Source organism: Sphingobacterium multivorum, assembly GCF_900457465.1.
Taxonomy (GTDB): domain Bacteria; phylum Bacteroidota; class Bacteroidia; order Sphingobacteriales; family Sphingobacteriaceae; genus Sphingobacterium; species Sphingobacterium multivorum.
Map to the genome: position 1 here is coordinate 1,057,315 of NZ_UAUU01000011.1, position 22,783 is coordinate 1,080,097.

Consider the following 22,783-nt stretch of genomic DNA (forward strand, 5'->3'; position numbering starts at 1 on the left):
GGATATGGCAATGGAATTTTTAGCACAACAGGCACAAACGCAGCATTTAAATCAAGCTTTTTCAGGTAAAAAACAAATGATGATGCGCGGGCTATCTATGCTTAAAATTTCGGATCGTGTTTTATATACCGGTGCCCATCCAGACGATGAAAACAATAAATTATTGACATTTCTATCGCAGGATCAGGTGGTCGATACTGCCTACCTTTCTGTTACGCGAGGTGAGGGAGGACAGAATTTTATAGGTAGAGAAAAGGGATTGGATCTGGGGGTACTTCGGGTGCAGGAGTCACTTGCGGCACGTGAAATTGAGGGAACAAAACAGTTCTTTACACGGGCAAAGGATTTCGGCTTTGCAAAATCAGTCGATGAGACGTTGGCGCGATGGGATGAAAATGGTGTACTGGCAGATATGGTATGAACTATCCGTTATTTTCGTCCCACTGTAATTGCAACGCGATTTTCGCCGAATGTCCCTGACTCGCATGGGCACCATCAGGCCTCAGCAATCCTAATGGCGAAAGCTTTTGATCTGGCCGCTGATCCAACAGCTTACAGCGAACAGTTAGCAGAACTAGCACCTTGGCAAGCTCAGCAATTGCTGTGGAATGTATATCAGGAGAGTGGTGTTAAAGATATTGGCGGAGAAGTAACACCTTTGCCAGCATATATTTCTTTGGATATTCCTATAAGACATGGCTCTTTTGACTTACATTATGGTGAAATTGCAGCAGAAAGTCGTAATCGACATCGTTCTCAGGCCATGGGAAGTTTGGCGCAGCATCACTCTAGTATCGAGTATTTTGAAGTATTAAAAAGTGCATCGATCAATTCAGAGGCTGTGAATACTATTTTTACGCATTGTTCAGTGCAAGATTCTTATGCAAATGTATTCAATCGGTTGGTGGATGACCTTATCGCAAAATGTGAGTCTGATACGGCAGAGCTTACATTGGAGCTTGCTTCGATTTTATTTTGGATGAAGATCGTTCCCGAAGATAATATTATTCATAAAAAACGAGCTGAGGTAGAACGTCTGCTACTTGATTTTGCTGGTGTCTCCTTAGAAGTACAGGCTTCTAACGCCCTATGGGTGCCGGGAACCGAGGTTAATATGATCTTGCATGCGCATATTCCAGTGGAGTCTAATTTGCAGTTGACAGCGGTAAATGTTCCTTTTATAAGGGGGGCAAGGCAAATAGATCTTCCCTCGTCTCCATCGAAAATGATCCATTTGAATGGTCAGCTTCTTGATACAATTTTACCTTCTTTTCCAACTTGGCTTAATGCTAATGGTGACGCACATAATTATACACCAGAATCGTCTGCTGATGTTGTATTGACACAATATGGGACCGAATTGTTGGTTCATCTGGAACTGCAATTTGCCGGCTTACCGATCGCGATTAAGCTTCCTGTAAGACATGCAGGTAGTCTCGTTGTCGTAGCTCCCCCGGTAACAGCAGCATTTGATTCGGATATCGTTGTGCTGTCTAAAGCGACCCAACGTTTAGTTGCTTTGGAGCTGCAATCCAATATAGCCGAATCCTTACCTATTAAAGTGAGGTTAACGCTTCCGGACGGATTGAGCGCATTTCCGACAGAAATTGATCTCAACATCGCAGGTAATGCAGCGGAAAAACTTTATTTTGAGTTGAGTTCATCAGCATCACAGGAAGAGATTCAAGAGATTGGATTTGAGATTGAGACCAGTTCAGGTATATATCCGTTCACAGCTAAAAGTATTGTTTATCCGCATATTAACAAAGTAACTTACTTTCCCAAGGGAATACTACGGGTGCTGAACTTGCCAGTGGATATTACGGCCCGGAAAGTTGCTTATATTTCGGGGATGAATGATGAACTTGGAGGGAGCTTGTGCCAACTTGTTGAGCAATTGGATATTATTCCGTTTGAGTCCATTGGTGAAATAAATCTCTTCGATTTTGATGCAGTGGTCTTGGGAGTACGGATTTACAATACCCATCCCTTAATTGCGGAATTTCATCAGCTTTTCCGTGACTATGTGGAGCAGGGCGGTGTATTGATAGGGCAGTATAATACGCCATATGATTTGCATTTGACTGAGGTTGGGACTTATCCTCTAGCTGTTTCTCAGGAAAGAATTACAAATACAGAAACCCGCATTTCATTTTTGGACCCATCCCATCGTATATTGAACTACCCCAATGTAATTGGGCAGCATGATTTTCAAAATTGGGTGCAGGACAGGGCACTTTTTTTACCGCAAAAATGGAGTGCAGACTTTGAACCAATACTACGGGGGCAAAACGCAAATAATCAGCATGAAGATGGTTTGTTGCTGCTTCGCAAAACAGGAAAAGGTTATTATATCTACAATAGTTTGTCTCTATTTAGACAACTGCCTGCAGGAGTAGCGGGAGCATATCGTCTTTTTGCCAATATGCTTTCACTTTCATCAGTCTCAGATACTTATTGATCAATAAGTGTTGTAGGCGAGATGATCTAAAAATTGAATCAACACATTTTCGTGGATGGATTAGAAGACCGCTACAATTAAAATGCCCCAAATAGTGGCAACTATTTGGGGCATGTCCAATTTTACAATAGGTTTCTTATCAGATACTTTAATCCGATGGTACGTTATTGTACAGAAATAATTCCTAAATCTTTCACACTTGCTTTGGCTACTTGCACGCCTTCAATGTTTTTGTTCATGTAACCAGCTACCGAAGGTTCGACAACAATCTTGTAAGTGCCTTCAGGCATCCCAGGAAAGTAAAACTTTCCGGCTGAGTTTGCCAACGTACCTACAGTATCTACACCGGTAATAGCAAATACATTGGCTTGTGATTCCGCAGGACTAATTGTGCCAGTGATTGCTCCAGATGTGGCCACTGGGATGGCGCGAATAACGGGTTTAAGAAGATATTGATCGTTGCCCGTCTTTACAATCGATTTTGACGCATCAAAATCCAAAAGAAGTGTGTACGCTACATCCGGAATTAATTCATCTTGTACTTTGAGTTTAACGCCAGAGGACTGTCCGCTAGGTGTTTTTAGCGGATGTACAACGCCATTGACCCAAATTTCATTTCCTGAGTCATTAAGTTTGAGCCGAATTTCTTGGATCATACCAGAAGGAACATCCTGTCCGGCTATGACGGTATCTTTTCCCATTGTATAATTCAAAATATTAAATGGATCGGCGGCGACATCTATCGTTGTGCTACCCGAAGTAGTTCGGATCTCGATCGCATCGATGTGAAGATTGATCGCGTCATAGTAACCTGGAGCATCCGTAATTTTTACTGTGACAGGTGTTTTTTGTGAGGAGGGACCATCATTTTTGCTGCAGCTGCTTAAGAACACTAGGGTCGCTAGAGCAAGGAGAATAAAGTTCTTTTTCATAGTTAGTAACATTATGGTTACAGCTGGGCAAAACTTATGCCATTCTATAAATAAAACAAAGTCCCTAGGCCCGAAAAAATAACCCCAGATGGAATTGACCATACTGGGGTTGTTTCTATACTTCATAATGATTATTAATCCTTTTTATGGAAAAAGGACTCTTTGGGAATATCAATTACCTTTGAATCATTGAGACTGTATTGAAGTTTTAGGGTAAATCCGCCTCCAGCTTCAAGGAAATCTACAGCAATTGGATGGTAGCCTGGTTCTAAAGCAATCTGTCCACTTTTCATAATCGGTGCATGCTGTCCGTCATTATTGACGACGAGCTGATCATGGATTCGCAAGACACCACCATCATCGCAGGTGAAGTAGAAATTATAGATTCCCTTTTCTCTCACATAGAGATAGCCTCTAATTTTTGCGCCAAAAGAAGGCATTTTGATGGTATCGCTCAGCGCCACATTGCTGATTACTTCCCGGCGTACTTCAGGCCCTGTAATGGCCGAAGTGTTGGCAAAAGTTCCATTGAAAAGTGTTGCCATAAGCCCTGGGGCTATGCTATTTTCATTGGGTTTTACGCTCTTTTTCCAGGTATCATTTTTAAAATCAACCTGATAAAGTTCACTTTTTGCACCGGAAGAGGAGATTGTTGCAAAACGAATTGGCCCTTCTTTTTTAACCACGAGCGAACCGTTCAATACTGGGCTCTGCTGTGTTGGAAGGCTACCATCCGTTGTATAGTGTATTTGATTCTGTGGAAGTTCATTTACAACCTTTAGAACAGATTGTCCGTCAACAATAACCTGTGTTTCGGCGAATCCTGTGAGGTCTGGCATACGATAGCGTAAAACCATTTTGTTCCAAAGTCCAAAGTGCGCAATTACTCGATTTCTATAGCTATCATACAGCGGTTTGTTGGTCCATACACGTTCTGATAAAGCGCTTAACCGCGGGAGAATCATAAACTCCAACCGGGCGGTGGAAGGAATCATTTCTGTCCAGATATTGGCCTGTGCACCTTGGATCAGCGGTGCTTTTTGGCTGGAAATATCCGTAGGTACGACATTCATATTGTACACGGCATCCAGGCTGATGCTATTGGGTAAATAATCAAAATAAAGCGGGTTGGTAGGGGTCATAACGACCCGGTGACCACGGTTTACAGCTTCTATCGGTGCATTTTTTACCCAACCACGCCAGTACATCACCATCATGCTCGTGTCCGAACTACCGTCTAATATTTCATCCCAACCAATGCTCTGTTTATTTTTTGAACGAATAAAACTGTTTACTCGTTTGACGAAATAACTTTGAAGATCATGTAAGTTCGCTATTTGCTTTTCTTTCATAAAAGCTTGAGCCGCTGCTGATTTTGACCAGGAGTCTTTTTCGACCTCATCCGCTCCGATGTGAATATAATGCGAAGGGAATAAGTCAATAATTTCGCCTAGTACGTTCTCAACAAAGGTATAGCTGCTCTCTTTCCAGGGGCTGATGGGGACAGAAAATTGCTTTCCCCAGCCTGCGGATTGGCTGTCTAATAGGAGTTCAGGATAAGCCTTGGTAGCCACCATCATATGTCCGGGCATGTCTATTTCAGGAATAATTTCTATCTGGCGACTGGCCGCATAGGCAACAATGTCCTTGATATCTTGTTGTGTATAGAAACCACCATATTCTTCCTTTCCGTTTGTTGTGCGGATCAATTCCTTCGGCAGATTAAAATCGGGGTTCTCTTTGGCTTTCACAAAGCAGGCCGAATCTTGGTTGTTATAAATACGCCAAGCCCCCTGTTCGGTTAGTTTAGGGTATTTCTTGATTTCTATGCGCCAGCCTTGATCGTCCGTTAAGTGCAAGTGAAATTTGTTGAACTTATAGGTTGCAAGCAGATCAATGAATTTATAGATATAATCTTTTGGAAAGAAGTGGCGGGCTACATCGAGCTCAACACCGCGCCATTTGGAAAGCGGGCTGATCTTTTACGGTTACATAGGGAAGGGCAAGCTTGCCTGTTGTTCCCGAAAGTAGATACAATTGCTGGACTGTCTGTAAACCATAAAATGCGCCCTTTTCTGAAGAAGCGATGATTTGTATGCCTTTTTGATCTATCTTCAATTCATACGCTTCATTTGAGAGGCCCTGGACTTTGATCAATTGCAGCGTGGCGTTTGTCTTCTTCACGCTTTTTTGTTCAGTTGACCGAATAGCGATTGGTTGATCCATGCCGGCAGTGACGTAGAAGAAAATGCTGGATCAATAGCGTAACCCAATTCTTGACCATTTAGCTGAAAAAGGCCCGGCCCGGCTTCCAGCTGTTGAGGAAACGGAATAAGTTGAGGAAGTATGTTTTTTTGTTGTGCAAAACTTAATGTCGGCAGGTACAGGGCACAGGATACAAGTAAGGTTGAGAAGATTTTATTCATAAATGTGTTTTTTGTGATTCACAAGTAGTTTTAGATTTTGCTGCAATATACCAATATTTCGGGTATCGGCCGGCAATTTTGGTTGATCTGTACTTCTTAGCATTATAAGCAAAGCATTTCTCCTAATATTGTTATAAATGTTTGTTCGACATTTATATATTTATTCTTATCTTTAACTTGAAAATAACCTGTATTTGAATAGGCCTATAATATGTTTATATCTTGAATATTTTCATTGCATAATTGTTTTACTGCTGTTTTAAACAAGATCGTAAAAAGTTGCCTGTGGGTTGACTGCTTTGATATTTTGCAGAGAAGCCTTTCAATAAAGTAGGTTGGTGTTGTTAATTTATTGGTGGTGGTAGAGCTATGAAAAATTTTCTTATTAGCATTGTTTTCTTTTGTCAGTTGGCCCACGTTTATGGACAGCCTAATCGCGTCCATTTTTTTCTCCCTTCAAGATGGTCTGACCAATCAGCAGGTGCTGGATATTGTGCACGATGATGACGGATTTATGTGGATAGCCAGCGAGCTGGGATTGAACCGGTATGCAGGGAAGTCTTTTAAATCATTTTATGCAACAGACAAGCCGGATGGGCTATCGGTCAATAGTAATGAAATCAATACCTTGCTTTATACCGACAAGAAATTGTATATCGGAACGCGGTCCAATGGCCTGAATGTACTTGACTTACGTACAAATAAATTTAGCTATTACACACATGACGGTACTAATCCGAAATCCATCGCGACAAATGATATAACCGATATAATTGAAGGGAAAGATGGAAAACTGTGGCTGGCCACCTATCATCAAGGTGTACAGCATTTCGATCCAATAACCAAAGAGTTTAATCATTTCAATAAGAAAAATTGTCCCGGACTTCCCGAGAATAGTGTTTGGTCTTTAGCTGAAGATCGCAGTAACATGCTTTACATTGGGCATGTAAATGAAGGCCTGACAATTTTGGATCCCGCCCGTCGGTCACTGAAACGATTGACTAATCAGAATACATTGGGTAAACTTCCTGATAATGAAATTAAAGTGTTGTTTTGCGATCAGGGGGGGAATGTGTGGATTGGAACCCGTAAAGGGTTGGCTGTATATCATCCGGCTTCAGGTCAATTACAGCAAGTCCCTTTGGCAGGATTAGCAAAAAATGGGAATGAACCTTTTGTCTACGCAATCAAGGAAATTGGCAATACCTTATGGATAGGAGGCGAGTCGTCGCAACTATTTTTGTTGCAGCCGAAATATACGTTTGATAAACGTTTTGAAGGCGTCCAGCATATACAGCTTTTTGATCTTGGCAAAGGTAATAATACCATGGTCCAGCATATCACTCCGGATCGGTTCGGAAATATTTGGCTGGCGTTATATGGTGGAGGTGTAGGGGTTGTTTCGCATATGGCTTCTTTTTTTAGTGTTTTTCCTTCAGACAATATGTTACCTGACCGATTGGCAACAGTGAGTAATGTATTAACTGTTGAAAATCGGACTCGACTGGTAACTGAGGGCTCGGGTATAGTAGAAATGAATGCTGGAGGCCGTTTGTTGGGACAAATTACCCAAAAAAACGGATTGCCCGACGATTTTATACTTACGGCATTTAAGGATCGGCATCAGCATGTATGGATGGGATTGCGGAAGGGCGGGATTGCTGTCCAATATGCTGGATCTTCCGATTGGCATATGATCGATTTAGGGGAGTCGGTGACCGAAGTTCGTGCGATATATGAGGATCATTTGGGGCACATTTGGATTGCTGCCCATCAAGGTCTTTTTATATACGATGGAGTGGCACACCATGTTCAAAAGCTTCTGATCAATAAGCCTATGCTTGGTGATTATGCACCGCGAACGCTAGTGGAAGATGGTCAGCACAATATGTGGGTAGGAACTTATGGGCAAGGACTCTATGTATATAATTCCGACCGTAAACTGCTTCGTAAGATGGACAATAAGAGTGGATTACGTAATAATACAATCAATCATTTGCTACGCGATAGGGATAATAATATTTGGATCGCTACAAACCACGGATTGGCTATGCAGGATGCAGGTAAGAAGATCGGTGATCTCGCTTTATTGTTGCCGCCGGGAGGTAATGCTTGGTTGTTTGTCAATGGACTTGCGGAGGATCATACCGGAAATATTTGGTGCGCAACCAAATCGGGGATGTTACGCTATGTCTTGCAAGAGAGGCGTTTTCTCCACTACGACCAATCCTTTGGTTTACCCTTGGGCGGATTTATCAATGCAAGTGTAGGAAAAGACCGCGAAGGGCGACTGTATTTTGGCATGCAGGAAGGAATGTGTTATTTCAATCCTGCTAATATTCCGTCCGATTTCCCTACTTCGCCTGTAAGCCTGAGCCGATTTATTGTTTTTCAATCGGGCGAATCCAATGCGCAGGTTGATAAATATCCGTCGGATACAAAGACGATTAAGCTCAATTATGATGAAAATAGTTTTCGCATCGAACTTGCTGTCATGGATTTTGCTTTGGATGGATTGGTCGAATTTGGGTATCAATTGGAAGGACTCAATAATGACTGGATTTTTTTTGGGCAATGAGACAAACCTCGACTTTCGTAATATTCCCTATGGTGAGCACGAGCTGCTCATTCGTACGCGAATGAAAAACCGGTCAGTGGTCGCAAGAGTATCAACGGCTGCTGATTAACATCGCGCCACCTTTTTATTTGAGCTTACCTGCTAAGGCATTTTATATGCTACTCGTGCTTCTGATTGGATATGTGATTATATCCTTTTATTTCAAAAGGATGAAAGCCGAATCGGAACTCAAACTTAAAGAACGGCAACATCTACAAGACGAACAGCTGCATGCCGAGCGGATGAACTTCTATACGCATATTACCCATGAATTACGTACACCCCTGACGTTGATCCTGGGTCCCCTTGAGGATCTGTCGCAAGAAAAGCAGCTTGCTGAGAAACACCGTGCGTTGGTTCAGACGGTTCAGAAAAGTGCCAATAGACTTTTCACATTGGTCAACCAGCTTTTGGAGTTTCGGAAGGTAGAATCGCAATTTAAACCCTTTGTTCCCGAAGCAGGATCCTTGGGCGAAATGCTCGCCGATCTGACACATAAATATAAAACATTGAATCACAAACCTGGTCTTCGCGTGTTGTGCGAACTCCCTACAGCGGATATACGTACGTTGTTTGATGCAGAAATTGTGCAATTGATTGTCGATAATTTATTGTCGAATGCGTATAAATACACAGCTTCGGGCTATATTAAACTAAGTCTGCGCTACGAAGGTGCAGATCTAAATCATTGGGCCATATTGTCTGTAGAAGACACGGGGGTTGGTATTGCCGAAGAAGATATTGAGCGGATTTTCAAAAAGTATTATCAGATTCTAGGCACAGGTACGCAAGGTACAGGAATTGGCCTTGCTTTGGTCAAGGAACTAGTTGCAATACATCATGGAAAGGTAGAGGTAAGTAGTACGTTTGGGCTAGGCACTAGATTTACGGTCAAGCTAAAAGTAGACCAAGTTGTCGCACAAGAAAGCGAACCGCCCACGGCTTCGCAGCGCCCCCTGATTCTACTGGTCGAGGACGATTCGGAGCTCCGGGAGTATCTTGGAACTACCCTGCAAAGGCATTATGATGTGGTACTTGCCGAAAATGGAGCTGCGGGCTATAAAACGGCGATGGCACGAATACCTGATCTGGTGATCAGTGATATTATGATGCCCGATATGGATGGCTTTGAGCTGGTACAGCAGCTCAAACAGGAACGCAGTACAAGTCATATTCCACTGCTACTATTGACGGCGAAAAACACCGATGCAGACCGGCAACGGGGCTATGATCTGGGGATAGACTCCTATCTGATCAAGCCTGTTACGGCAGCGTTACTCTTCAAACGTATCGACAACCTATTGAGCCGACAGAAACAGATCAATGAACTGATTTTGGAAAGTTTAAACAGCAAATCACCCTATTCAGATGATTATACCGAGCAAAAACCTCCTGAGGAGCTGTGGCGGGAAAATGAATTTGTTCAGGACTTTATGCAGATTGTCGAGCAGCATATGCAGGATGAAGTATTGGATGCTGCTGCCCTTGCTGACCGAATGAATATGAGTCAGTCTACCTTATACCGCAAGTTGAAGGGGATCACAGGTAAAAATATCAATCAGCTGGTTCGCAAGATACGTATCCATAAGGCTGCGGATCTACTTCGGACGGGGAAATATAATGTGACTGAAGTGTCGTTTATGGTCGGAATAAATAGTGCGATTTATTTTCGGCAGTGCTTTAAGGAAGAGTTTGGCCAGCTACCTTCCGAATACCAACGAGCCGACAATAAGATCCGGGTAACGTATTAAAAGAATACACAAACGCTCATAATGCCCCTGCTACTCCTCCGTGGCGAGGGGCATTTTTTTTCGCATAAAACAGCCTCCCCATGGCAGACCGATAAAAGCAGGCTCAGGTTTCATCAAACAGGAAATATGCCTTAAATATATTATAAAAGCTGTTTTTGACTGAAAATTATATGATTTTTGACGGATTTGTATATGATGTAATGCTGCAAAATGGGCTAAGTTTGAGGTATTATCCAATTATAAAATCTAGGTAGGGGTGGCAACGATGCAAAAGAAATAACCAAAGTAGACCATAGTTTACCATCATATTGTCTTGTCCGGCTAGATTGTATTATTTACTGTTTAATTCGTATTTAAATTTATGAAAAACTTAAAGATTGCTTCTTTTTACACCATGTTGAGTGTGATGCCAACATTGCTGTATGCGCAGGAGAAGGTTACGGGACAAGTTTTCAACAAAGCAAACGAGCCTATCGTTGGTGCGAGTGTACTCCTCCTAGAAGGGGGAAAGGGAACCTCAACAGACAAATCGGGGAAATTTGAGCTGAATGCCAACAAAGGAACGCTCGTTGTGTCATTTGTTGGATATAAGACTCGCCGAGTTCCATTGGATGGAACAACAAATTTAAAAATCCAGCTCGAGGCAGATGAAAATGTTTTGGAGGATGTCGTCGTTGTTGGTTATGGTAAACAGTCCAAACGTAATATTACGGGGGCAGTAAGCAATATTAAATCAGAGGATATTGTACGGTCATCATCGACGACAACTGCTGGGGCTTTGGCAGGAAAGGTGCAGGGGATCTCCGTGCGTGCCAAAGACGCGCGTCCCGGTCGTGGTGCAGCGATTGAAATCCGGAATATGGGCTCGCCATTATATGTAATTGATGGGGTTGCCTACGGAGGTCAGGAAGGTACGGACTGGGTCGGTACACAGAATGGCTCCGGAGCAGATATCTTCAACTCGCTAAATCTCGAAGATATTGAGAGTATCTCTATTTTGAAAGATGCCGCAGCGGCAGTATATGGATTCCGTGCTTCTAGAGGTGTTGTACTTATTACCACCAAAAAAGGAGCAAAAGGAGAAAGTGCAAAAATCAATATTAATGGCTACCAAGGCTGGCAGAATTTGACACGTTTTCCGACCATGGCAAACGCGAAACAATACACGCGTGGATTGGTTGAGGCTGCGCAGAATGAAAACCGCGATCCGAAGACGGTTTATACGCCCGAGGAGTTGGCTAAATGGCAGGCTGGAACAGAGCCTGGCTACCAAGGCTATGATTATTATGATATGGTGATCCGTAAGAATATCCCACAGCGATACATCAATGCCAATGTCACCGGTGGAAGTGAAAAATCAAATTATTTCCTGTCATTGGGCCACCTCAATCAGGATGCAATGATCAAGGATTTCAATTATAAGCGAACCAATTTTCAGTCCAATATGGAAGCTGAGGTACTCAAAGGACTTACAGTGGGTACACAGATTTCAGGAAGACATGAGGGAACCCAGGATGTTGGCTTACCAGGTGGAGATGGCTACTTCTCCTCGATTTTGGCTATTATGAAAAATAGACCGACGGTAGGCCCTTATGCAAATGACAATCCAGAGTATATCAATCATACAAATGATTTTCCCTATAACCCGGCGCTCTTTAGTCGCGATATCGCCGGCTATAAAGACAATAAATACCTTGCTGGAAACGTGAATCTCTTTGCGGCCTATAAGACAAATTTTGGTTTGTCGGCAAAGGGAACTGTTTCTTACAATTATACCAATAATAAATTTGAAGGCTTCCAATATACCTATGATGTATATCGATACGAAAATAATGCCTATAAGCGAACTGGTGGAAGTGATGCTGGCTGGCGTTACGATACCACGAGGGAGATTGTTTCTCGGTTTGCGCAGTTCCAGATCGATTATAACAAGCAGATCGGCGATCACACTTTCGCAGGAATGTTAGGCTATGAGCGCTCAGACTGGGACCGGACGTATAAGGCATTGGGCGCAAATCCTTCAAACAATTATATCCCGTTGTTGAGACTGTCGGAGCTCAATAGTTTGGCCGATGAATGGGCTTACGAGGCTCGGGCTGGATATATTGGCCGTATCAATTACAACTACAAGGGCAAGTATCTTCTGGAAGTTCTGGGCCGTTATGACGGGTCCTTTAAATATTATGAGGGTAAACGCTGGGGATTGTTTCCAGGAGCATCAGTAGGTTGGCGTATTTCGGATGAGGGGTTCTTCAAGCCTTTGAAATCCGTCGTGAGTGACCTTAAAATCCGTGCTTCGATCGGGCAAACCGGACTTGAAGAGGGTGTGGGAATGCATGATTACCTTGCCGGATATAATTGGGCGGCTGGAAGTGCTGTCTTAGACGGAGCCTATGTGCCCGGGGTACAGCCAAGAGGTTTACCAGTGCGCAACCTCTCCTGGGTTAAAAATACCAATTATAATATGGGGGTCGATGCAACCTTGTTGAATAATAAGCTGACATTGACGGCGGATATCTTTAAAATTATCCGTACTGGATATCCTGGGAAACGATACGATGTCCTATTACCAGCTGAAATCGGTTATGACCTTCCCAATGAAAACCTCGGTAAGAACGGCTATTATGGTGCGGAAGGTATCATTACTTATACCGATAAGGTCGGTGAACTTAACTATGTTGTCAGTGGGAATATGACTTTTTCACGTTATCGTGACCTAGAAACCTATAAGCCTCGTTTCAGTAATTCGTGGAATGAATACCGTAACTCGATTGAAGACCGCTGGGGTGGCGTATGGTGGGGATACCAAGTTGTCGGAAGATTTCAGTCGGAAGAAGAGATCCGTAACCATCCGATCAATAATGATGGTCAGAACAATAGGACACAACTTCCTGGTGATCTGATTTATAAAGATGTAAACGGCGACGGTGTTATCAATGATATGGATCAGCGTCCGATCGGTTATCCGACAGGTTGGGCACCGATGATGAGCTTCGGTGGCCGGATAGGACTTGACTGGAAGGGTATCAACTTAAATATTGATTTGGCCGGTGGTGCGGTGCAATCCTGGTTTCAGGATTATGAGTTACGTAATGCCTTCCATGGTGGTGGTAATTCTCCAGCCTACCTGCTGGAAGATAGATGGCATCGCAAAGACCCTTATGATCCAAACAGCGAATGGATTCCGGGACGCTACCCTGCGATTCGTAACGGCAACTCAGGTCCCAATAGTCGAAACAGTGATTTTTGGTTGACCAATGTGCGTTACCTCCGAGTCCGCAACCTGGAGGTTGGATACAATCTGCCAAAAGCATGGATTCAAAAGATTAAGGCCGAAAAAATACGGTTCTATATCAATGCTTCAAACTTGATTTCGTTTGACAATGTCAAAGACTACCAGATTGATCCCGAGATCGAAGCGAGAGCAGCAGTAGTATATCCACAGCAAAGGGTATTTATGGTTGGATTTAATATGACTTTTTAACATGAAACTACGATTTAAACTTACCTACATAGGCGTTGCTTTATTGACCTTGTCCTCGTTGAGCAGCTGCAATCACGACGATTGGTTTGACCGGGATTCAAAATCATTGATTACCGATGCACAGCTTTGGAATGATCCGAAACTATTGACTTCACTCGTCGCCAATTATTACGATAGAATGCCAACGTTACATGGTGTTTTCAATACAGGAGGAATGACCGAATTGGATGATGCGATGTGGTCGGGACATCGCGATCAAAACTGGCGTAACGATTACCAATTTGGTGACGATTACGGTCGCTATTGGGACTATGGACTTATTCGGGATCTGAATCTTTCCCTCGAAAATATCGATCAGTTCAGTACACAATTGTCTGATGCACAACGTAAGCAGTATAAAGCCGAATTACGCTTCATCCGCGCTTTTGTTTACTTCGAACTCGTCAAACGCATGGGAGGGGTTCCGATTGTCACTACGCAACTTATCTATGACTTTAGCGGCGATCCAACACCATTGCAGGTGGCACGTGCCAAAGAGTATGAAGTCTACGATTTTATTTACAAAGAACTGGAAGAGATTAAGGAAGATCTCGCCGTCTATAATGCCAGTAAGACCAGAGCCAACAAGTATACGGCATTAGCTTTGGAAAGTCGGGCAATGCTTTATGCGGCATCCATCGCGAAATATAATAATCTGATGGCCTCACCGATAACGACTGGAGGGGGAGAAGTGGGAATTCCTGCCAATATGGCTACTGGGTATTATACCAAGTCGCTGGCTGCCTCCAAGGAAATTATGAACGGTCCCTATGCGCTTTACAATGAGAATGCCGATAAAGGTGCCAATTTTTATGATATGCTCAATAAGAAAACTGGTGCTGAGGTCATCTTTGCAAAGGATTTTGTAACGAGTTTAAAAGTTCACCGCTTTGCTTATGACAATATCGTCAGAAGTCTGACCGAAGACAATGAGTCGTCATCGACGATTTCGCCTTCATTGAGCCTTGTAGAAAGTTTTGATTATCTAGACGGTAGCAAAGGTACATTACATGATAAAAACGGCGCAGGAAATTACGTAGCCTACCAAAATATCAACGATATTTTTGCAAATAAAGATGCCCGTTTGTTTGGAACGGTGATTTATCCGGGAACTTCATTCCGCGGACGTGCTGTAAGTATTCAGGCTGGAGTGGCAACTTGGGGGGCAAATGGAGCCTACCAGTTTACTGCAGCACCACAACTGGGACAGAATTATGCGAGTGGTGGTTTGTGGACCGGCTTTGATGGACCGCTTTATGATGCACAGGACGTCAGCAACACCGGTTTCTATATCCGGAAATTTGTCAGTGATGCGCCGGCGGCCAGCACACGTGGTACATCAGCTGCTAACTGGTGGCCGTGGTTTCGTCTGGGTGAAATTTATCTCAATGCGTCAGAAGCTGCATTTGAGCTGGGGCAGACTGTAGATGCAAGAACTTATGTCAATAAGTTACGGGAAAGAGCAGGATTTCCGGCCAATAGCATCAGTAATCTAACGATGGATATCATCCGTAATGAACGCCGTGTCGAACTTGCCTTCGAAGATCATCGTTACTATGATCTTAAAAGGTGGCGTATTGCGCATTTGGTGTGGGACGGATCTGAAAATGATCCCAACGCGGTTGTATATGGACTATATGCTTATCGTGTCGTGCGTCCAGGGCATGCCGATGACGGTAAGTATATCTATGAACGGGTAAGACCTGCGCGTTTCAGAAAGGCACGCTTTTTCCGTATGGCCAATTATTATGCGTCCATTAGTCAGGATGTCATCAATAAAAATCCTAAAATAGTTAGAAATCCATTTCATTAATCTAATTGAACCATGAAAATAAAATTTTTAAGCTTATTGATAGCTTTTGCAAGTCTACTCGTTGTAGGTTGCGAATATGATAATTTTGAAGCTCCAAAATCAACCCTATCAGGACGCGTTGTTTATGAGGGGAAGGCGATTGGCGTTCGGAATAACGGCCCTCAATTGGAATTATGGCAGGATGGGTACCCGCTTCGCTCAGCAATACCCGTATATTTTGATCAGGATGGCTCTTTTTCTGTTAGTCTTTTTGATGGCGAATACAAATTGGTGCGGAAAGGAGATTCACCATGGCTGCAACAGGCAACTGATACGGTTTTGGTACAAGTGAAGGGCAATACGACCATTGATGTACCTGTAACACCCTATTTTACGGTGACAAACGAGTCTTTTCAAAAAAATAATAACAGTATTTCGGCTAACTTTACGGTGAACAGAATAGTAGGTACGGCAAATATGGAGTTTGTGCGTCTTTACCTCGGTAAATCTGTCTTGACAGATCAGGTACAACGCGAGCTACGTGTGGACGCCAATTTGGCAAACGTTGCTTTCGGTCAGCCGACGAGTATCGTCGGAGAGTTGCCGGACAATTTGAAAAACCTCGATTATGTGTTTGCCCGAATAGGGGTGAAAGCTACGGTATCGGGAGAGTACTACTATACTGCCGTTCAAAAAATAGCTTTAAAATAGGTGCTGACGACAAGTTAAATGGTCAGATTACGAAGCCACGGGATCAAATCCCGTGGCTTTTAGAGATGCAAAAATGTATAGACGCAAAAATATGCCAATGCTTATTTCTTCAACTAAATCTTCATGAAAAAAAACAGAATTTCAATCTTAGTTACCTTATTTTTAATACATGCTACGTGCGGTGTTTTTGCACAGGCTTATCGCAGCGGACCTACCGACAAAGATTTTGCAGGTTACTTATTTGCCTATTTCAAAGGGAATGCGGTTGTAGACGAAGCTGTTTGTTTTGCGATCAGCACAGATGGCTATACCTATCGCGCGTTGAATGATAATCAACCTATCCTGGATTCGAAGATAATCAGTAAAACCGGCGGTGTTCGGGATCCGCACATTCTCCGTGGCGAAGATGGAAAAACATTTTATATGGTGCTCACCGACATGACTTCCTCCAAAGGCTGGGATTCTAATCGGGGTTTGATCCTGCTAAAATCCGAAGACCTTGTGCATTGGTCCCATCAGGCAATCGATATACAGCAGCGTTTCAAAGGTCAGGAAGCGTTGAAAAGAGTATGGGCGCCCCAGACTATATTTGACCCTTCGGTGGACAAATATATGGTGTACTGGTCCATGCAGCACGGAAATGGTCCAGATATCATCTACTATGCTTATGCAAACAAGGACTTTACAGATTTTGAAACCGAACCTAACGTGCTGTTTCTTCCAAAAAATGGTAAATCCTGTATCGATGGCGATATTATTGCAAAGAATGGTTTGTTCTACCTTTTTTACAAGACCGAAGGACATGGAAATGGTATTAAGCTGGCGATAACTGATTCCCTGACTTCGGGTAAGTGGATTGAACAACCGGGCTATAAACAGCAGACCAATGATGCTGTGGAAGGATCCAGTGTCTTTAAACTCAATCAGTCGGACAAATATATCCTGATGTATGATGTCTATGGTAAGGGGAAGTATCAATTCTGCACCTCTGAAGACCTTGATCGTTTTAAAGTAATCGACCATCAAATTGACATGGATTTTCATCCACGGCATGGGACCATCATTCCTATTTCAAGACAAGAAATTCTGGATTTGACCACCAAATGGGAGAAACCCAAAGATATGGAATTCACATTCAGAAAGAATCCAGTATTGGATGGCTTTTATGCCGATCCGGATGTCCTCTATTCCAATAAAACAAAGAAATACTATATCTATCCAACGAGTGATGGCTTTGACGGTTGGGGTGGTTATTATTTTAAAACTTTTTCTTCCACAAATCTAAGTCATTGGAAAGATGAGGGTGTGATTTTGGATCTGAAAAAAGATGTTGCTTGGGGGCCTCGACATGCATGGGCACCTACAATTACGGAAAAGAAAATCAAGAACGATTATAAATACTATTATTACTTTACAGCGGCCCAAAAGATTGGTGTTGCGGTGGCCGATTTGCCAACAGGCCCATTTAAAGATTCAGGTAAACCCTTGATCGATTTTAAACCAAATGGTGTAAAAGGAGGGCAGGAAATTGACCCTGCAGTGTTTAACGATCCGAAATCGGGAAAAAGCTACCTGTATTGGGGAAATGGCTACCTAGCTGTTGCTGAACTCAATAAGGATATGATCTCGATTAAAAGAAATACAATCAAAGTGTTAACACCCGACAAGACTTTCCGGGAAGGCGCCTATGTTGTCTACCGAAAAGGTCTTTATTATTTCTTTTGGACGGAGGATGACACCCGAAGTGAAAATTATCGGGTACGTTATGGAACTGCGACTTCTCCAGATGGACCGATCACTGTTCCTGAAAATAATTTAGTCTTGCAAAAGGATCCTACCCAAGGAATTTATGGTACAGGACATAATTCTATTTTGCAGATTCCAGGTAAAGATGAATGGTATATTGTATATCATCGTTTTAATTATCCCAAAGGTATCGATATGGGCGATGCAGCTGGGTTTAATCGAGAGGTGTGCATGGACCGGTTATTTTTTGATGATCAGGGCCATGTATTGCCTGTCGTTCCTACACTTTAATCACTAAACCTAATGCATATAGTACAATGAAAAAAATAATAAGAAATCTGGCTGTTTTAGCTGTGTCAAGTTATTTGGGTATGAATAGCTTATATGCACAGCCCGGATTTGGTATCGCCGAACGTGTGAATTCGGATTGGCGTTTCCATTTGGGCGATATTGAAGGACAGGCAAACGCTGAAAAGAATCGCGCAGGCTGGCAGCCCATTAGTTTGCCCCATGATTGGAGCGTAAAATATCCACTGAGCCCAACGCTAGCCAGTGCGACGGGCTATTTACCCGGCGGCATTGGCTGGTATCGAAAACAACTGACCATACCAGTGGAAGATCAGGGGAAAAGGTTGTTTCTATATTTTGAGGGGGTTTACAACCGAAGCGAAGTTTTTGTCAATGGTAAATCGGTTGGAAAGCGGCCCAATGGCTACGTTTCCTATTCGTACGATATCACACCATACATTGAGTTTGGGAAGGAAAATACCATTGCTGTTAAGGTCGACCATAGTAAAAGCGCCGATTCAAGATGGTATACAGGATCAGGAATCTATCGCGATGTATGGCTTGTAAAGGCGAATACGCTGCATATCGATCAATGGGGAGTCTATGCATATCCAGAACTAAGACAAGGAAAAGGAATTTTAAATACAGAAGTAGCCTTTGTCAACAGTATGCAAGTTGCTGCCCCGATTAAAGTGGAACAGGAGCTGCTTGATCCAACAGGAAAGGTGGTTGCCAAAAAGTCGCAGAAAGTGCAGGTCGGGGCCGCGGGTAAGGCAACTGTAACACAGCAATTGGCAGTATCGAATCCATCGTTGTGGAGTTTGGATCAACCCACACAATATACCCTGCGGACCATCGTAAGCCAAAATGGAAAGCGGATTGATCAGTCAGAGGTGAAAACAGGCTTTAGGGCCTTTACATTTGATCCGAACAAGGGCTTTGCCTTAAACAATTCCTGGATGAAAGTCAAAGGTGTTTGTTTGCATCACGACGCTGGGGTATTGGGAGCTGAAATGTATACTGAAGTATGGCGCCGCCGACTGCTCACCTTAAAATCTTTGGGGGTTAATGCCATTCGAACCAGCCATAATCCGCAGGCATCATCACTTTATGCTTTATGTGATGAGCTCGGTTTACTTGTTATGGACGAAGCCTTCGACGAGTGGGAGTACCCGAAGAGGAAATGGTTACAGGGATGGAATGTCGGGACACCGGGTTTTGAGGGATCATACGACTTTTTTGAATCCTGGGGAGAGCAGGATCTGGCCGATATGGTCAAAAGAGACCGCAATCACCTTTCGATCTTCGCTTGGAGCATAGGCAACGAAGTGGATTATCCAAATGACCCTTATTCACATCCTGTCCTTAACGGCGAGAAGAAGGAAGGTGGTTTCACGCAGGCCTCGTATGGTGGTTACAAAAAGGATGCACCAGATGCGATGCGATTGGGGGATATCGCCAAACGCTTGGCTGCGGTTGTGAAAAAATATGATAAAAGTAGGGCTGTTACAGCAGGGCTTGCTGGGGTAGCGATGTCGAATGAAACAGCCTATCCTGGAGCACTTGATATTGCAGGGTACAATTATACCGAAAGTCGTTATCAACAGGATCATCAGCGCTATCCAGCACGCGTAATTTTTGGAAGCGAGAATCGACACGATCTTCCAGCATGGCTTGCGGTACGTGACAACAACCATATATTTGGCCAATTTTTGTGGACAGGTATTGACTACCTCGGAGAGTCGGGGCGTTGGCCTTCACGTGGATTTTATTCAGGACTGCTGGATTTCGCAGGTTTTATCAAGCCGCGAGGCTATTACCGTCAATCACTGTGGTTGGATAAACCGATGGCCTACTTGGGTACTTATCCATTGCAGGGAGGTGCCGCAGCTACAGATGTTTGGTCTGCATTGGAATCTGAACAGGGGCAACGGAAAAATGAGGCACCTTCCATGGACGCCTGGCCAGTCTGGAACTACCAAGAGGGACAGCAGATCAGGGTGGTCTGTTATACCAATAGTGCTAGCGCGCGCTTAGAATTGGATGCTCAAGTGGTGGGCGAAAAGAAAAACTACGATCAGAAAACAGGGATCATCTTTTGGGACATTCCTTATAAAGCAGGAAAGCTAGAGGTTGTGGGTTTGGATGCGAATGGCAAGGAGGTCGTTCGGCATGCGATTCAATCCAGCGAGAGACCCGCAGTTATTCAAGCTGTCATGTTGGGTAATCAGCAAGTCGAAGCTGGTGGAGTGATCCAAATTGCTTTGCAGATCCTGGATGAAAAGGGCGTTCCTGTCGTTATTTCGGAGGATGAAATTACCTGTGATATCGTGGGAAATGCGCGTCTACTAGGAATGGAAGCTGGAAATAACGCCGATATGAGCGATTATACGGACAAGAAGCAGCGCGTTTATCACGGAAAGATGATCACTTATGTTCAGGCTTTGGGTAAATCTGGAGAAACGGTCGATGTACGTTTTACCGCACCTTGGTTGAAAACAGCAACGGTAAAATGCCGGATAAAATAATCCTCTTTTTGTTTTTTGTTCGCACAGATCCCGACTATTCTATTTGCTATGAATTTATTCTGATTTTGATGAGTGTCATAATTGCTTTATAAGGTTATAGCTAATAAGATAAACTTTAAAACTGGAATATACGAATACCAAATTATCACTAAAAACAATTTTTAATCAATTTTTATACAGTGATTAGTCATTATTTATTCAGTTCGTACTGAGTAATCACTGAACGAGCACTGAACAAGCACTGTTAAAAGGTGCAGTTGGATACCTATTTGGTACTCACTTGCTACAACTTAAAATTAACCGCATAAAAAGGGAACAAACTATACTTGTGCTTGAGCGTAGTGTTGAAGAATTGTTTGAACTTGAAGACAAAGATTAAAGTCATTTTGCAAATAGTTCTTGTCCTGAAGAAGTTACAAGGATGATAGATTTCAATTGGAAGAGGATGTTGATGCTTTGTCAAAAAATAAGTAAGGACTGTTTCGATGACAACAGTCCTTACTTATTTTTTGATTAGTTTATTGCTGGGAATTGCTCAATAGAGTAAACAAAGCTTTAGCAGTTTCTTCCGAAGACGCAGGGTTTTGCCCGGTAATGAGATGGCCATCTTTGAATACATAACTATGCCAATCTTCCCCTTTGCTGTACTGTGCACCCAATTTTACAAGTTCATCTTCTACTAAAAAGGGAACAACAGCCGTTAATTGAACCGCTTCTTCCTCGCTATTTGAAAATCCGGTAACTTTTTTACCTTTGACCAGTGGCTGACCATTACTATCCTTGACATAGCGAAATACAGCTGGCGCATGGCATACGGCGGCGACAGGTTTGTTGTGGGCCCAAAATGACTCGATCAATGCAACGGATGTCTTATCGTTGGTTAAATCCCACAAAGGACCATGGCCCCCAGGATAGAAAATCGCATCGTAGTCCTGTTCATTGATCGTATCCAAGGCTAAGCTATTTGCCAATTTTGTTTGGAGCTCCTTATCTGCATCAAAACGTTTGGTTGCTTCTGTTTGAAAATCTGGGAGCGCACTTTTAGGATCGATTGGTGGTTGCCCTCCTTTTGGAGATGCTATGGTGACGTCCACTCCTGCATCTTGTAAAACATAATAAGGCGCTGCAAATTCCTCCACCCAAAAACCTGTTTTTTCTCCTGTATCACCCAATTGGTCATGTGATGTCAATACAACCAATACTTTTAATTTGTCTTTTTTCATATTAAATAACCAAGTCTGTTAAAAAATTATATGTTTAAAACGATAGTACAAAGTAGGGATAAATTGCCGGAGCCCTATGTGATATACATCACAATTTGGAGAATGGTTTTGCTTTTGTGATCTAGATCACATTATTTGGCTTGGTATAGCCTGCTTAGTGTTTCGCGGGAAACGCCCAGATATGCTGCGATCAAATGTTTGGGAACGAGATTATAGAGTTCAGGGTATTGCTGCATGAGTTCCTCGTAGCGGCTCCGCGCATTGTTGTTCAGCAGTGACATTATTCTTTTTTGCAGCCCAATGTATCCTTTATTAGAACGCCATCTGAAAAAGGTTTCAACTTCGTGAATTTCCTTACATACTTTTTCCCTGTCCTCATTCGATAAGCAGAGCGTGTCTGCCTCGCTTACACAATCTAAATTGACTGTAGCCCTGCTTTGATTATGCAATGCATTATAATCAGAAGCCCACCAGGTCTGTGTGGCAAACTGTAAGATATGCATCTTTTGTTCATCGTTGGTAAAAAAAGTCTTTAAACAACCATTTAGCACAAAATACTCTTGTTCGACCAGATCTCCTATGCTGATAATCTGTTGTTTCTTTTTAAAGGAGATCGGTTTAAAAAAAGAAAAGAAGTAGTCGAATTGTTCGTCGTTCAACTGGACGGTCTTGTCGATATGTTGTCTCAGAATTTCACGTTCGTTCATAGCTAACAGTTACTTGATCGATTTAAAATTAAACAAAATCTCACAAGGATAGCGAAGGGATGCATCAAGTTCCCTTCA

At 42.9% G+C, this 22,783-nt stretch carries 15 protein-coding genes; 9 read left to right on the plus strand and 6 right to left on the minus strand.

What is annotated here, in order from left to right; genetic code table 11:
• Positions 1–4: 4 nt before the first annotated feature.
• Together DTA23_RS21805 and DTA23_RS21810 are read left to right on the plus strand one after the other, a co-directional pair.
• Positions 5–421, plus strand: coding sequence for a PIG-L family deacetylase (locus DTA23_RS21805; RefSeq protein ID WP_112376018.1), 417 nt, complete (start codon positions 5–7; stop codon positions 419–421).
• A gap of 93 nt (positions 422–514) precedes the next feature.
• Positions 515–2,461: a hypothetical protein gene (locus DTA23_RS21810; RefSeq protein WP_112376019.1), complete on the plus strand. Its 1,947-nt coding sequence runs from the start codon at positions 515–517 to the stop codon at positions 2,459–2,461.
• Positions 2,462–2,625: 164 nt separating this feature from the next.
• On the opposite strand, the gene DTA23_RS21815 is transcribed toward DTA23_RS21810, so the two are convergent.
• The 4 genes from DTA23_RS21815 to DTA23_RS28050 all read right to left on the minus strand — a co-directional run bounded on the left by DTA23_RS21815 (position 2,626) and on the right by DTA23_RS28050 (position 5,819).
• The gene (locus DTA23_RS21815; protein WP_159333128.1) at positions 2,626–3,393 is read right to left on the minus strand and encodes a DUF4382 domain-containing protein; all 768 of its coding nucleotides are present in this window, start codon (positions 3,391–3,393) and stop codon (positions 2,626–2,628) included.
• 134 nt (positions 3,394–3,527) lie between these two features.
• Positions 3,528–5,372 carry a family 20 glycosylhydrolase gene (locus tag DTA23_RS21820; protein ID WP_370445163.1) on the minus strand — a complete coding sequence of 615 codons (1,845 nt, stop codon included), beginning with the start codon at positions 5,370–5,372 and terminating at the stop codon, positions 3,528–3,530.
• Entirely contained in the window at positions 5,341–5,577 is a 237-nt protein-coding gene (locus DTA23_RS29640; RefSeq protein ID WP_256604601.1) for a glycoside hydrolase family 20 zincin-like fold domain-containing protein, read from the minus strand. The genes DTA23_RS21820 and DTA23_RS29640 overlap by 32 nt, the downstream gene beginning before the upstream one ends.
• Positions 5,574–5,819, minus strand: a complete 246-nt coding sequence (locus tag DTA23_RS28050) for a hypothetical protein (protein ID WP_112376021.1) — start codon at positions 5,817–5,819, stop codon at positions 5,574–5,576. Before DTA23_RS28050 ends, DTA23_RS29640 begins: the two co-directional genes overlap by 4 nt.
• 421 nt (positions 5,820–6,240) lie before the next feature.
• Here DTA23_RS28050 and DTA23_RS21830 point away from each other — a divergent pair, with 421 nt between their 5' ends.
• The 7 genes from DTA23_RS21830 to DTA23_RS21860 all read left to right on the plus strand — a co-directional run bounded on the left by DTA23_RS21830 (position 6,241) and on the right by DTA23_RS21860 (position 20,775).
• A complete protein-coding gene (locus tag DTA23_RS21830) occupies positions 6,241–8,397 on the plus strand; it encodes a ligand-binding sensor domain-containing protein (protein ID WP_112376022.1) in 2,157 nt (718 codons plus the stop codon).
• A gap of 209 nt (positions 8,398–8,606) precedes the next feature.
• The gene (locus DTA23_RS21835) at positions 8,607–10,187 is read left to right on the plus strand and encodes a hybrid sensor histidine kinase/response regulator transcription factor (RefSeq protein WP_172462493.1); all 1,581 of its coding nucleotides are present in this window, start codon (positions 8,607–8,609) and stop codon (positions 10,185–10,187) included.
• A gap of 361 nt (positions 10,188–10,548) precedes the next feature.
• Complete coding sequence (locus tag DTA23_RS21840) at positions 10,549–13,671, plus strand: SusC/RagA family TonB-linked outer membrane protein (protein WP_112376024.1); 3,123 nt, start codon at positions 10,549–10,551, stop codon at positions 13,669–13,671.
• A gap of 1 nt (position 13,672) precedes the next feature.
• Complete coding sequence (locus tag DTA23_RS21845; protein WP_112376025.1) at positions 13,673–15,523, plus strand: RagB/SusD family nutrient uptake outer membrane protein; 1,851 nt, start codon at positions 13,673–13,675, stop codon at positions 15,521–15,523.
• A gap of 12 nt (positions 15,524–15,535) precedes the next feature.
• Positions 15,536–16,213, plus strand: coding sequence for a DUF3823 domain-containing protein (locus DTA23_RS21850; RefSeq protein ID WP_112376026.1), 678 nt, complete (start codon positions 15,536–15,538; stop codon positions 16,211–16,213).
• A 123-nt stretch (positions 16,214–16,336) separates the two neighbouring features.
• Positions 16,337–18,250, plus strand: coding sequence for a glycoside hydrolase family 43 protein (locus DTA23_RS21855; protein ID WP_112376027.1), 1,914 nt, complete (start codon positions 16,337–16,339; stop codon positions 18,248–18,250).
• A gap of 26 nt (positions 18,251–18,276) precedes the next feature.
• Positions 18,277–20,775 carry a glycoside hydrolase family 2 TIM barrel-domain containing protein gene (locus tag DTA23_RS21860; RefSeq protein WP_112376028.1) on the plus strand — a complete coding sequence of 833 codons (2,499 nt, stop codon included), beginning with the start codon at positions 18,277–18,279 and terminating at the stop codon, positions 20,773–20,775.
• 518 nt (positions 20,776–21,293) lie between these two features.
• On the opposite strand, the gene DTA23_RS21865 is transcribed toward DTA23_RS21860, so the two are convergent.
• Complete coding sequence (locus tag DTA23_RS21865; protein WP_112376029.1) at positions 21,294–21,998, minus strand: type 1 glutamine amidotransferase domain-containing protein; 705 nt, start codon at positions 21,996–21,998, stop codon at positions 21,294–21,296.
• 131 nt (positions 21,999–22,129) lie between these two features.
• Positions 22,130–22,705 (minus strand): Crp/Fnr family transcriptional regulator, encoded by a 576-nt coding sequence (locus tag DTA23_RS21870; RefSeq protein ID WP_112376030.1) that lies wholly within the window; start codon positions 22,703–22,705, stop codon positions 22,130–22,132.
• Between the last annotated feature and the right edge of the window lie 78 nt (positions 22,706–22,783).